The sequence below is a fragment of the Mycobacteroides chelonae genome (genome assembly GCF_016767715.1).
GTDB lineage: Bacteria > Actinomycetota > Actinomycetes > Mycobacteriales > Mycobacteriaceae > Mycobacterium > Mycobacterium gwanakae.
This window is the reverse complement of record NZ_CP050145.1, coordinates 2902612-2915641: the sequence shown is the minus strand read 5'-3', so window position 1 is coordinate 2915641 and position 13030 is coordinate 2902612. Positions and strand designations below refer to the sequence as shown.

Annotated in this window: 14 protein-coding genes; 11 read left to right on the top strand and 3 right to left on the bottom strand. The window is 65.8% G+C overall.

Going from position 1 to position 13030, the window contains the following annotated elements:
- Positions 1-40: 40 nt before the first annotated feature.
- The 6 genes from HBA99_RS14315 (at position 41) to HBA99_RS14290 (ending at position 7048) form a co-directional block, all read left to right on the top strand.
- The gene (locus HBA99_RS14315) at positions 41-364 is read left to right on the top strand and encodes a hypothetical protein (protein WP_070924326.1); all 324 of its coding nucleotides are present in this window, start codon (positions 41-43) and stop codon (positions 362-364) included.
- 195 nt (positions 365-559) lie between these two features.
- Entirely contained in the window at positions 560-3247 is a 2688-nt protein-coding gene (gene alaS / locus HBA99_RS14310; RefSeq protein WP_070952602.1) for an alanine--tRNA ligase, read from the top strand.
- A gap of 5 nt (positions 3248-3252) precedes the next feature.
- Entirely contained in the window at positions 3253-3753 is a 501-nt protein-coding gene (gene ruvX / locus HBA99_RS14305; protein ID WP_030093572.1) for a Holliday junction resolvase RuvX, read from the top strand.
- Entirely contained in the window at positions 3750-5036 is a 1287-nt protein-coding gene (gene mltG / locus HBA99_RS14300; protein ID WP_030093571.1) for an endolytic transglycosylase MltG, read from the top strand. Before ruvX ends, mltG begins: the two co-directional genes overlap by 4 nt.
- A gap of 18 nt (positions 5037-5054) precedes the next feature.
- Positions 5055-5873, top strand: a complete 819-nt coding sequence (locus tag HBA99_RS14295; protein WP_081347755.1) for a shikimate dehydrogenase — start codon at positions 5055-5057, stop codon at positions 5871-5873.
- Positions 5874-6034: 161 nt separating this feature from the next.
- The gene (locus HBA99_RS14290) at positions 6035-7048 is read left to right on the top strand and encodes an AurF N-oxygenase family protein (protein ID WP_030093569.1); all 1014 of its coding nucleotides are present in this window, start codon (positions 6035-6037) and stop codon (positions 7046-7048) included.
- Here the strand turns inward: HBA99_RS14290 and HBA99_RS14285 are convergent.
- Positions 7031-7750, bottom strand: a complete 720-nt coding sequence (locus HBA99_RS14285; RefSeq protein ID WP_030093568.1) for a TetR/AcrR family transcriptional regulator — start codon at positions 7748-7750, stop codon at positions 7031-7033. The two genes, HBA99_RS14290 and HBA99_RS14285, sit on opposite strands and share 18 nt — an antisense overlap.
- 21 nt (positions 7751-7771) lie before the next feature.
- Complete coding sequence (locus HBA99_RS14280) at positions 7772-8548, bottom strand: methyltransferase domain-containing protein (RefSeq protein ID WP_070952601.1); 777 nt, start codon at positions 8546-8548, stop codon at positions 7772-7774.
- A gap of 37 nt (positions 8549-8585) precedes the next feature.
- Between HBA99_RS14280 and HBA99_RS14275 the strand changes: the two genes are divergently transcribed.
- The 5 genes from HBA99_RS14275 (at position 8586) to aroQ (ending at position 12508) form a co-directional block, all read left to right on the top strand.
- Positions 8586-9026, top strand: a complete 441-nt coding sequence (locus HBA99_RS14275; RefSeq protein ID WP_030093566.1) for a prepilin peptidase — start codon at positions 8586-8588, stop codon at positions 9024-9026.
- Between the two features lie 66 nt (positions 9027-9092).
- The gene (gene aroC / locus HBA99_RS14270; RefSeq protein ID WP_030093565.1) at positions 9093-10331 is read left to right on the top strand and encodes a chorismate synthase; all 1239 of its coding nucleotides are present in this window, start codon (positions 9093-9095) and stop codon (positions 10329-10331) included.
- Positions 10328-10975, top strand: coding sequence for a shikimate kinase (locus tag HBA99_RS14265; protein ID WP_030093564.1), 648 nt, complete (start codon positions 10328-10330; stop codon positions 10973-10975). Before aroC ends, HBA99_RS14265 begins: the two co-directional genes overlap by 4 nt.
- Positions 10968-12077 carry a 3-dehydroquinate synthase gene (gene aroB / locus HBA99_RS14260; protein WP_030093563.1) on the top strand — a complete coding sequence of 370 codons (1110 nt, stop codon included), beginning with the start codon at positions 10968-10970 and terminating at the stop codon, positions 12075-12077. The genes HBA99_RS14265 and aroB overlap by 8 nt, the downstream gene beginning before the upstream one ends.
- On the top strand, positions 12074-12508 hold the full coding sequence (gene aroQ / locus HBA99_RS14255; protein WP_030093562.1) for a type II 3-dehydroquinate dehydratase: 435 nt from the start codon (positions 12074-12076) through the stop codon (positions 12506-12508). The genes aroB and aroQ overlap by 4 nt, the downstream gene beginning before the upstream one ends.
- On the opposite strand, the gene HBA99_RS14250 is transcribed toward aroQ, so the two are convergent.
- Positions 12481-13005, bottom strand: a complete 525-nt coding sequence (locus HBA99_RS14250; protein ID WP_193601824.1) for a B-4DMT family transporter — start codon at positions 13003-13005, stop codon at positions 12481-12483. The two genes, aroQ and HBA99_RS14250, sit on opposite strands and share 28 nt — an antisense overlap.
- Positions 13006-13030: the final 25 nt, after the last annotated feature.

The following is a 13030-nucleotide window of genomic DNA, read 5'->3' as shown; positions in this document are numbered from 1 at the left end:
GAAAACCGACACAAATCGCACACTCGGCATACTGAATGGCATGGCGTTACGTATGCGTGTGGCCGCGGGCGGACTACTGGCATCGCTCGCTGTGATGGCCGCGCCCGCCGTGGCGTGGGCAGACCCGGAACCCGAACCGGGCCCCGCGCCAATCCTCGAAGATCCAGGCCCGCCGCCACCCGCACCGGTTGATCCGTGGGTGGAGCAGTACGGCCGCGACGTGGGCGCGGGCGCCGCCGGTGATGCCGCCGAGGCGGGAGCCGGCATCCTGTTGAGCCCGTTCCTGGGACCGTTCACCGGGCTGGCAACCGCGCCGATCGGCGGAGCCGTCGACAGCTCGATCCGCGACGCTCCGTACGGCTAGAGCCGGACCGCGATTGCTGTGAGGCAGGCCGGAGCCCGTCTGTCCATGTGAAGGGGCTGTTTGCGGTTAGCTCGGTGAATTGTGACGGAGCAGATACCTGGTGGCGGTCCCTGGTGACCTTGGCGTATACCGGCGGTAGGTGGACACACCGGTAGGGTGGTCCGGTCAGATTCCCCAGCTACACGCAAGGACGACATGCAGACACACGAGATCCGGAAGCGATTCCTGGACCACTTCGTGAAGGCCGGTCACACCGAGGTACCGAGCGCTTCGGTGATCCTCGACGACCCCAACCTGCTGTTCGTCAACGCCGGCATGGTCCAGTTCGTGCCGTTCTTCCTGGGGCAGCGCACGCCGCCGTACAACACGGCCACCAGTGTCCAGAAGTGCATTCGCACCCCGGACATCGATGAGGTGGGCATCACCACCCGTCACAACACGTTCTTCCAGATGGCCGGGAACTTCTCCTTCGGCGACTACTTCAAGAGCGAGGCGATCCGGCTTGCCTGGACGCTGTTGACCAACCCACTGTCCGAAGGTGGTTACGGCTTCGACCCGGAGAGGCTGTGGGCCACCGTCTATCTCGACGACGACGAGGCCATCGGGCTGTGGCAGGACATCGCCGGGCTGCCGCTGGACCGGATCCAGCGCCGCGGCATGGCCGACAACTACTGGTCCATGGGCATCCCCGGCCCCTGCGGTCCGTGCTCGGAGATCTACTACGACCGCGGCCCCGAGTACGGCGTCGAAGGCGGCCCGGAGGCCAACGAGGACCGCTACATCGAGATCTGGAATCTCGTGTTCATGCAGAACGAGCGCGGCGAGGGGACCTCCAAGACCGACTTCGAGATACTCGGCCCGCTGCCGCGCCAGAACATCGACACCGGCATGGGTGTCGAGCGCATCGCGTGTCTGCTGCAGGGTGTCGACAACGTCTACGAGACCGACCTGGTGCGCCCGGTCATCGACTGTGTGGCAGCAGTTGCCCCGCGCGGCTACGGGCAGGGCAGTCATGAGGACGACGTGCGCTACCGCGTCATCGGCGACCACGCCCGCACGGCGGCGATCATCATCGGCGACGGGGTCAGCCCAGGCAATGAAGGCCGCGGCTATGTGCTGCGCCGCCTGCTGCGCCGGATCATCCGCTCCACCAAGTTGCTTGGCGTCGAAAAGCCCATGATGGGTGAGCTGATGGCCGTGGTGCGTGACGAGATGGGCCCCTCGTACCCCGAGCTGGTAACCGACTTCGAACGCATCAGCAGAATCGCCGTTGCCGAGGAGACCGCGTTCAACCGGACCCTGGCCTCCGGTTCGAAGCTGTTCGAGGATGCCGCGGACAAGACGAAAACGGCAGGAAAAAGCACGCTTTCGGGTAGCGACGCGTTCACCCTGCACGACACCTACGGATTCCCCATCGAGCTCACCCTCGAAATGGCCGCCGAGGCCGGGCTTTCGGTGGACGAGAACGGCTTCCGTGAGCTGATGAACGAGCAGCGGCAGCGTGCCAAGGCCGATGCCGCCGCACGCAAGCATGCCCACGCGGACCTGACGGCATACCGCGAACTCGTGGACGCGGGCCCCACGGAATTCACCGGGTTCGACGAATTGGATTCGCAGGCCACGATTCTGGGCATCTTTGTCGACGGCGCCCGGGTGCCGGTCGCCTCGGCGGGCGCCGAGGCGGAAATCGTATTGGACCGCACCCCGCTCTACGCGGAATCGGGTGGCCAGATCGCCGACGTCGGATCCCTTCGCGGCGACGGGACCAACGCAACATCGCAGGCAAAGGTCTCCGATGTTCAGAAGATCGCCAAAACCCTTTTCGTGCACAAGGTCACGGTGGAATCCGGTGAGTTCGTCGAGGGTGATCAGGTGGTGGCCTCGGTGGACCCGCAGTGGCGCCACGGCGCCACTCAGGGCCACTCAGGCACGCACATGGTGCACGCCGCGCTGCGGCAAGTACTGGGGCCCAATGCTGTTCAGGCGGGCTCGCTGAACCGTCCCGGATACCTGCGTTTCGACTTCAGCTGGCAGGGAGCGCTTTCGGAGGCGCAGCGGCAAGAGGTCGAGGACGTCGCCAACAAGGCGGTCGAGGCCAACTACCCCGTCAACACCTTCATCACCGATCTGGACAAGGCCAAGGCCATGGGCGCGATGGCGCTGTTCGGTGAGAACTACGGGGACAACGTGCGCGTTGTCGACATCGGCGGCCCGTTCTCGCTCGAATTGTGCGGTGGCACGCACGTGGCCAGCTCCTCCCAGATCGGACCTGTGACGCTGCTGGGAGAGTCTTCGGTGGGCTCGGGTGTGCGCCGGGTGGAGGCCTATGTAGGCCTGGACGCGTTCCGATACCTTTCGAAGGAACGTGCCTTGATGGCTGCGCTGTCCTCTAGCCTGAAGGTGCCCTCCGAAGAGGTTCCCGGCCGGGTCGCCACTTTGGTGGAGCGGCTGAAGGTGGCCGAAAAGGAGCTGGAGCAAACACGTTTGGCCTCGGTGAAGGCCTCCATCTCGACATTGGTGGACAACGCGGAACGCCTGGGCACGTCGGCCGGCACCGTCACCGTGGTGGCGCACCGGCTGCCCGATGGCACCGGCGCCGGTGACCTGCGCAGCCTGATCGGAGACATTCGGGGTCGGCTCGGCAGTGACCCCGCCGTGGTCGCGCTGATCGCGGCGGGCGAGGGCTCGGTGCCCTTCGTGGTGTCGGTCAACCAGGCCGCTCAAGATGCGGGGCTGCGTGCCAACGACCTCGTGGGCGCCATCGGATCGGCCGTGGATGGTCGAGGCGGCGGTAAGTCCGACACGGCACAGGGTTCCGGTAAGGACCCCTCCGGCATTGACGCGGCACTGCGGGCGCTGCGTGAACAGATCCGCCAGGCCTGAACCGAGTGCCTGATAGCGAAGCTCCTGCCCCTGATCGTCCAGGCCCGGATGATCCGGGCCGCGGCCGTCGTCTCGGCGTGGATGTAGGCACCGTCAGAATCGGGGTCGCATCGTGCGACCCCGACGGAATTCTTGCCACCCCGGTCGAAACGGTCGCGCGGGATAACAAGGAAGACAGTGATTTTCGCCGTATCGTGGAATTGGTCGAGGAGCTGAGCGTGGTAGAGGTCGTTGTCGGCCTGCCACGTAACCTGCGCGAAGGTACGGGGGCCTCGGCGCGCGATGCCGCCGGGTTCGCCCGCGAGCTGAGTGAGCGAATCGCGCCCGTGCCGGTGCGCTTAGTAGACGAGCGTTTCACTACTACTACCGCCCAGCGTTCCCTGCGTGAGGCAGGAGTACGGTCTCGTCAGCAGCGCGGCATCATCGACCAGGCGGCAGCGGTGGCCATTCTGCAGGATTGGCTTGAGCAGCGTCGCCGGTGCGGCAGTGAAGGGGGCACGCGTTGAGCGACTGGCGCGATTGGGACGATCGCCAGGAGCCCGACGACGACTGGGGAGGCGGTCGCCGGGCCGTCCCGGTGGCCGTGGGTCCGCGTCCTCGCGAGACCCGTCGCGAACGGGCGCGCCGCAGGGCTGCGGCGCGGCGTCGCCGTAACGCCGGACTGGCGGGTCTCGCGCTGGTTGTCATCATCACCGTCGCTGCCGTTGTCGGCGGAGCCAAGCTGTGGGACAGCCTCTTCGGTGCCGATGCCCCCGTCACCGACTACTCGGGCTCCGGGGTCAAGGACTTCGTGTTCGAGGTGCATCGCGGCGACACCACCAAGGTCATCGGACAGCGGCTGAAGGACGAGGGAGTGGTGGCCACTCCGAGTGCGTTCACCGATGCCGCGCAAGGCAATCAGGCCATCGCCGCGATCCAGCCCGGCTTCTACAAGCTGCGCACCAAGATTCCCGGCAAGGACGCCGTCGCGCGTCTGGCCGAACAAGATAACCGTGTCGGTCTGCTCGTCATCCCGGAGGGCCGTCAGCTCGATGACGTCTCCGCGGTGGCCAATGGCGCGGTTACCGAGGGCATCTTCACCCTCATCGCGCGTGCTTCGTGCGTGGAGCTGGATGGCGACAAGCATTGCGTGGCCGCTTCGGACTTGCGGCAGGCCGCCACGACGGCATCGCAGGCCGAGCTGTCGGTCCCGCAGTGGGCGTCCAACGGAGTCAACGCCGTGCGTGACGACCACCGCCGCATCGAGGGACTGATCGCCGCCGGGCGGTGGGACTTCGACCCGATGGCCGAGCCGGAGCAGATTCTGGCCTCCCTCATCCGCGAGAGCAGCGACCAGTACCAGCAGCTGGGGTTGCTGCAGGCCGATGCGGCCGGATTGTCGCCCTATGAAGTGCTGGTGGTGGCCTCGCTGCTGCAGCGGGAGGCCAAACCCCGCGACTTCGCGAAGGTGGCGCGGGTGGTCTACAACCGGCTGGCCAAGCATCAGAAGCTGGAATTCGACTCCACGGTGAACTACCCGTTGGACCGCCAGGAAGTCGCGACCACCGATGACGACCGCGAGCGCAAGACACTCTGGAATACCTATGTGTCGCAGGGGCTTCCGGCTACTCCGATTTCTTCGCCGAGCCCCGAGGCGCTTCAGGCGGCCGAGCATCCGGAGCCGGGGGACTGGCTGTACTTCGTCACGATCGACGCCGAGGGCACCACGTTGTTCACCGCCGACTACAACGAGCATTTGGCCAACATCGAGCTGGCTAAGAAGAACGGCATTCTGGACAGTGCGCGATGAGCCTCCCGGGCGTAGAGCATGAGCGCGGCTGAGGTTCGCCGCGCCGCGGTGCTCGGCTCTCCGATAGGGCATTCGCGCTCACCCGATCTACATCTGGCCGCCTATCGCGCGCTGGGACTGACCGGCTGGACGTACGAACGCATCGAGTGCACGGCTGAGCAGCTGCCCGATGTGGTGGGCGGTGCCGGGCCCGATTGGGTGGGTTTCTCGGTGACGATGCCCGGCAAGTTCGCCGCCTTGGAATCGGCGTCGAGCTGCACCGAACGTGCACGGCTGATCGGTGCCGCCAACACCCTGGTGCGTACCAATGACGGTTGGCATGCCGACAACACCGACGTCGATGGCGTATCCGGAGCACTGCGCGGTGCGGGAATCGAACCCACGGAGCGGGCGGCGGTGATCGTCGGCGCCGGCGGTACCGCGCGGCCGGCCATCGTGGCGCTGGCGGCAATGGGTATCACGTCCCTGACGGTGGTGGCCCGGGATGCGAGCCGGGCGCACGGAGCTCTGGAGCTGGCGCAGCGAGTGGGCCTGCCGGCCTCGGTGATTGGTTTCGGGGACGCCGCGCTGTCCTCGGTGTGCGCATCGTCCGGCGTGCTGGTGAGCACCGTGCCCGCGGAGGCGGCGGCACCCTATTCGGATGCCCTGGCGGCGGCTCCGGCGATTCTCGACGTTATCTATCACCCCTGGCCCACCGAGCTGGCGGCTAAGGCACACGATCGGGGATCGGCGGTCGTCGGCGGTTTGGAGATGCTGCTCAACCAGGCGTTCACCCAGGTAGAGCTGTTCACCGGGCAGCCCGCACCACGTGCGGCGATGGCCTCCGCCCTGCGCTGAGCACCCGATTACCTGCCTGGCGGCCGCTGGCCGCCAGGCAGATTCAGCCTCACGAGTAGAGGCGACCTGCGCGAATCAAATTTATGGGACTTTTAGTCCCACCAGATGTTGCATGGGATGCCGTGTCCCAGTAAATTGGTAGGCAATTCGAGGAGGAAGCAATGCCGCTTTACACCGTCCCCGGGCCGAGCGATTTCGACGCGGAGTACCTGCAGACACTGCACACGCTGTCCGAAGGCTCGGTGCGTCTGCACTTCGATCCCTTCACGGACATCGACTGGGATGCGCCCGATTACCAGATCGACCGCAACGACCCCCGCTGGGTGCTGAACCCCGAGTTGGACACCCTCGGCGCCACCCAGTGGTACCGGGACCTGCCCCTCGACCGTCAAATCGAGATCGGCCGCTGGCGGCTGGCCAACAGCGTCAAGGTCGGACTCGCCTTCGAGAGCATCCTGATCCGCGGCATGATGCAGTACCTCATGAAGCTGCCGAACGGCTCGCCGGAGTTCCGCTACTGCCTCCACGAGATGACCGAGGAGTGCAACCACATCCAGATGTTCCAGGAACTCGTCAACCGCATCGGTGACGATGTCCCGGGCATGCGCAAGTGGTTCCGCAGGCTCTCGCCGATTATCGGCGTAGCGGGCGGCTGGGCCCATGTGGTCCTCTTCATCGGCATCCTCGGCGGCGAAGAGCCCATCGACCATTACCAGAAGTCGTTGATCCGCAAGGACGTCGACCTGCCGCCGGCCGTCCGGCGAACGATGGAAATCCATGTGGCCGAAGAGGCGCGGCACATCTCCTTCGCCGGTGAGTTCCTGCGCGTACACATGCCGCTGATGAGTGCGCGCAAGCGCGCACTGTGCACCCTGCTGTTCCCGGTCGTCATGAAGCTGCTGGCGAACGAGATCATGATTCCGCCACGGAGCTTCGCCGCCGAGTTCGGCATCCCGCGTGAGGTTTTCAAGCAGGCCTTCTGGCGCAGCGAGCACGCGCGTCACACGCTTGCCGAGTACTTCGGAGACATGCGCAAGCTGACCGAAGACATCGGAATGCGGCCGTGGTGGGTGCGCCCCTTGTGGAAGGTGCTGCACATCGACGGCCGTCCGTCGCGGTACCGCAGCGAGCCCGACCGCTCGCCCGCGGGCACGCCGCTAGCGGTTGGCGCCTGACAGTTCGGCGATAGCCGCCATCAGCTCGGTCTGCGGGTCCAGCGACACGCCCATCGAACGCCCGGCCCCGTCCAGTACGTACCAGACGTAGTTCGCCAGATCCTCGACGATCTCGGTGCGGCTGCGCACGGGGTCGGTTTCCCGCAACCACCGGGAGAGGGTTCCCTCGACCATCGTCACCACCGCGTAAGTGACTGATTCGAAGGGGCTGTAGTCGATTCCGAGTAACTCGGTGATCGGGATCAGGACTCCCCGGACACGCTGCTCCATGCGCACCTTGACCGTACTGACCGCATCGACGGCGGGATCCTCGTCGGTGGTGCCGGAGCCCATGAACTCATAGCGATGGGGGTAATCGGTCATCCAATCCAGTACCGCCCGAATGGTTCTGGTGGCAATGTCGTTGATGGAACCTCTGGTGACATCGAGCTGCGACGAGATTGTCGTATCGAAGTCCTCCATCAGATACGAACGAATGCGCCGATCGAGGTCCTCGCGTCCCTCGAACTGCCGGTACACCACAGACTTGGCCAGCTCGGCCCGTTTGGCGATCGACTGCACGGGAATCTCGGTGCCGGGCGGCGTTTCATCGAGCAGCGCGACGGCAGACTCCACGATGCGGGTCTGGCGGGCGGAGTTGTGCCGCTCCCAACGTGCCTCATGCCCAGTCAGTGAGCGTTCCTTGGCATTGGTATCCGGCACCGCCCGATTCTATCGACCCACTTACGGCTTGGATGCCACACAGAAGATTCGGCGGAATCCGAACGGGGTCACCTCGCCGGAGCGCGGATAAGCCTGGCGCAGCAGCCCGGCATACTCCGACTCGAACTCGGCGAATTCGTCGGCCGACAGTGCCGACACAACGGGCCTCAGCCCGGTGCCATGCACCCATCGCAGCACCGGATCCTCGCCCGCCAGCAGGTGCACGTATGTCGTCTCCCAGGCGTCCGGAACCAAGCCGGCGGAAATGGCCAGGCGCGCATAACCTTCGGCTCCGTCCGTGCTCTCGGTTCCGCGCAGCACACCGTCCAATCGCGATAGCCAGCGTGGCGATTCGGCCACCTGGCGCATCAGCGCATGCGAGGGTGCTCCGAAGTTGCCCGGAACCTGAAAGGCCAGATATCCACCCGGATTGAGCTGCCCGGCCCATGCGGAGATGAGCTCGCGGTGCTGTGGAAGCCATTGCAAGGCCGCATTGGTGAACAGTACGTCCACGCCGTCGGCCCGGAAGTCCGCGATATCGCCTTGCTCCAGACGCAGATTGGCGGGCAGGTCAGCGGGTGCGGTGGCCAGCAGCTCGGCGGAGGAATCCAGTCCCAGCACCGATGCGCCGGGCCACCGGCGGGCCAATTCGACGGTCAAGATTCCACTGGCGCAACCCAAGTCAACGACAGTGCGCGGAGTCGAGGCCGGTATCCGGGACAGCAATTCGTAGAACGGGCGACTGCGTTCGTCTCCGAATCGGCTGTATTCCTGCGGGCTCCACAATGTCTTCGTCACTACTCCGAATCTAGCCGCGCGGCGCTACATTCCCCACATGATTTACGGGGTGGGGGCGGCGGTGCTGTGCTGGATGGCGGCGCTGTCATATTTCGACATCAGGTACCGCAGGCTGCCGAACTGGCTCACGCTGCCCGCAGCCGCCGGGATAGTCGTGGTGGCAATGCTCGACCGCAATCCACCGATGTTGGCCGGCGCGGTGGCGTTGACGATCGTGTACCTGGCCGCACATCTGCTCTCGCCGCGCGCGATGGGCGCAGGGGACGTGAAGCTCGCCTTCGGCACCGGGGGATTGTCGGGGGCGTTCGGATTGGACACGTGGTTTCTGGCGGCAATCGGTGCGCCGCTGTTGACCGGCCTGATTGGTGTGCTGCTCATGGCGTGCGGGCGCCGGGGAGTATCGGTTCCGCACGGACCGTCGATGTGTCTGGCCACGGCGTTAGCGACCGCGCTGATGGTCCTCGCGCCGGGCATCTGACAAAGAACCATCCACTGTCCCGATCGATTTGGAAGACCGGCCTGCCCGCATGGGACAATGGTGCACGTGTTGCGCTGGATCACGGCAGGTGAATCGCATGGACGCGCGTTGGTCGCGGTCCTGGAAGGCATGGTCGCCGGTGTCGAACTGACATCGGAGGACATCGGTAGGCAGCTGGCGCGTCGCCGCCTGGGCTACGGCCGGGGTGCGCGGATGGCGTTCGAGGCCGATCAGGTCACTGTGCTCGGCGGCGTGCGCCACGGACTGACCTTGGGCGGTCCGGTTGCCATCGAGGTCGGCAACACCGAATGGCCTAAGTGGGAGACCGTGATGTCTCCGGACCCCGTGGACCCCGCCGAGCTGGAGAACATCGCGCGTAACGCGCCGCTGACCCGGCCCCGTCCTGGGCACGCCGACTACGCAGGCATGCTCAAGTACGGATTCGATGACGCCCGCCCGGTGCTCGAGCGGGCCAGCGCGCGCGAGACCGCGGCGCGTGTGGCGGTGGGCACCCTCGCCAAGGCCTTCCTGAAGCAGGCCCTGGGAGTCGATGTCATTTCGCATGTCATCTCCATCGGCGACTCCGATCCCTACGAAGGTCCGGTACCGGGCGCCGCCGACCTGGACGCCATCGACGCCAGCCCGGTACGGGCGTTCGACGCACAAGCCGAACAGTCCATGATCACCGAGATCGAGGCCGCCAAGAAGGACGGCGACACCCTCGGCGGCGTGGTCGAGGTGGTGGTCGCCGGTCTGCCTGTCGGACTCGGCTCGTTCATCAGTGGAAACGACCGGCTGGACAGCCAACTGGCGGCGGCGATCATGGGTATCCAGGCGATCAAGGGTGTGGAGATCGGTGACGGTTTCACTACCGCGCGCCGACGCGGCAGCGCCGCACACGACGAGATTTACCCGGGTCCCGACGGCATTTTGCGCTCCACCAATCGCGCCGGTGGGCTGGAAGGTGGCATGACCAACGGTCAGCCACTGCGAGTGCGGGCGGCGATGAAGCCCATCTCCACCGTTCCGCGGGCGTTGGCGACCGTGGACATGTCCACCGGCGACGAGGCAGTCGCAATTCACCAGCGTTCCGACGTGTGTGCGGTCCCGGCCGCGGGCGTGGTCGCCGAGGCAATGGTCGCGCTGGTAGTGGCCCGTGCCGCACTGGAAAAGTTCGGTGGAGACTCACTGTCCGAGACGAAGACCAACGTCGGTGCGTACCTGGATGCGGTGGCGCTGCGGGAGCCGCGCCGAGAATCTTCCGATGAGCAGCCTGCGCGAAGAGCGGCTAACACAGCGGGATGAGCCCCAAAGCCGTCCTTGTCGGACTGCCCGGGTCGGGTAAGTCCACCATCGGCCGTCGGCTGGCAAAAGCGTTGAACGTCAACGTCTATGACACCGACATCGGCATCGAGGCACAGGCCGGCCGCACCATCGCCGACATCTTCGCCACCGACGGGGAGCCAGAATTCCGGCGTATCGAAGAATCGGTGATTCGGCAGGCGCTCGATCAGCAGGATGGGGTGGTCTCGCTCGGCGGGGGCGCCGTGCTCACTCCAGGCGTCCGGGAAGCACTCAGCGGGCACACCGTCGTGTACCTGGAAATCAGTGCCGCGGAAGGAATTCGGCGCACCGGGGGAAGTGTGGTGCGTCCGCTGCTGGCTGGGCCGGACCGTGCCGAGAAGTACCACGCCCTCATCTCGCAGCGAGTTCCGCTGTACCGAGAGGTCGCCACCATCAAGGTCAACACCGACAGGCGAAATCCCGGCGCAGTAGTCCGGACCATCGTGTCCCGGTTGGAGAACCCCGAGGCGGGCACCACAGCTTCTTCACGGCGGCGACGCCCCCGACGGCGTCCCCGATCGCGGCGCCGTACCTCCGGCACTCCCGCGGCGACCAAGAGCGATACCCCCGGAACCGACACTAAAGGAAGAGCCGACAATGACTAGCGCCGAGCCGACGACGATCACCGTCGAGGTGAACCCGCCCTACCCGGTTATCGTGGGAACGGGTCTATTGGGTGAGTTGGTGGGCGCGCTCAAAGGCTCCGACAAGGTGGCGATACTGCATCAGCCCACCCTCGCGGCCACCGCCGAGGAAATTCGGAAGACCCTGGCCGACACCGGAATCGATGCGCATCGGGTCGAGATTCCCGACGCCGAGGCAGGCAAGGATCTGGCCGTGCTCGGATTCATCTGGGAGGTACTCGGCCGCATCGGCATAGGGCGCAAAGACGCCGTCGTCAGCCTGGGGGGAGGGGCCGCCACCGATACCGCCGGTTTCGCCGCCGCCACGTGGTTGCGCGGCGTGAAGGTGGTGCACGTACCCACCACGCTGCTCGCGATGGTCGATGCCGCGGTCGGCGGCAAGACGGGCATCAACACCGAGGCGGGCAAGAACCTCGTCGGCGCATTTCACCAGCCGGGGGCGGTGCTAGTGGACCTGGCGACCCTCGACTCGTTGCCGCGCAACGAAATCGTTGCAGGTATGGCCGAAGTGGTGAAGGCAGGATTCATCGCCGATCCGGTCATCCTCGAGCTCATCGAGGCCGACCCGGAGGCTGCGATCGATCCGTCCAAGCCGGTGTTGCGCGAGCTCATCGAACGCTCCATCGCGGTCAAGGCCAAGGTGGTGGCCGCCGACGAGAAGGAAGCCGAGCTACGCGAGATCCTCAACTACGGCCACACCCTCGGTCATGCGATCGAGCGGCGCGAGCGGTACCGGTGGCGCCACGGTGCCGCCGTGTCGGTCGGTCTGGTGTTCGCAGCCGAACTGGGGCGCTTGGCCGGACGCCTGGACGACGAGACCGCCGATCGCCACGCGCGAGTGCTCTCGGCGCTCGGGCTGCCGACACGTTACGACGCCGACGCACTGGGACAGCTCGTCGAATCGATGCAGGGCGATAAGAAGACCCGCTCGGGCATACTGCGATTCGTGGTGCTTGACGGGTTGGCCAAGCCGGGACGACTGGAAGGCCCCGACCCGTCACTGCTGGCCGCCGCGTACTCGGTGGTGGCAGGGCCGACCACTGGTGAGGGAGTGATGTTGTGACGATCCAGGTTCTCAACGGCCCCAATCTCGGCCGTCTCGGTAAACGGGAGGCCGCCGTCTACGGCAGTGTCACCTACGAGGAGCTGGTGTCACTCGTTGGGTCCGAAGCGGACTCGTTGGGTGTGGATGTCCAGGTGCGGCAGACCGACAGCGAAGCCGAATTGCTCGGCTGGATTCACGATGCCGCGGACGCCAAGGATCCGGTGATCCTGAATGCGGGCGCGTTCACCCACACGTCGGTTGCGCTACGGGATGCGTGTGCCGAATTGACGGCCGGATTGATCGAGGTGCACATCTCGAATGTGTATGCACGCGAGGAGTTTCGGCACAAGTCGTACCTCAGTGCGTTGGCCACCGGGGTGATTGTGGGGCTCGGCGTGCAGGGATACCTGCTGGCGCTGCGCTACTTCGTGACGTCCACTTCGTCCTGAACCGCCTGGAACACGTCGGTATCCGACTGCTGTAGCGCGGCGTGCTCCTTTTCCTTGCGGTCCACTAGCAGTCGGCCCGCGAATACGCCGACCATGGCGGGTCCGAACACCAGCAGCGCCACGAATGCCGCGGTGGTGGTGAGCTCCGCCAGGACGCCCGCCGCGTAGATTCCCTCGTTGAACAGGCTGATCAGCCAGATCACCAGGCCGCTGACCGCACCGGCGAAGATGCCGCCCAGCAGCCACCACATGGCCAGATCTTCACGGCGGTCCGGATCGGGGTTGCGCCGGGCATCGCCGCGGCCGTCGGTGACCGCCCAGACCACCACCGCCGCGACGAACACCAGAACCAGCGTGATGTTGATGAGGGTGCCGTGGGTCTCCCAGACGCTGATGGCCAGACCCTGTATCACGCGAATCAGCACCATAAAGACGGCGAAGACGGCGCCACGGGTAAGCCATTGCGCGGTCATGGAACGTGTTCCAGCTTCGGGCATGGGCCCAGCGTATCGCGGTAGCGTC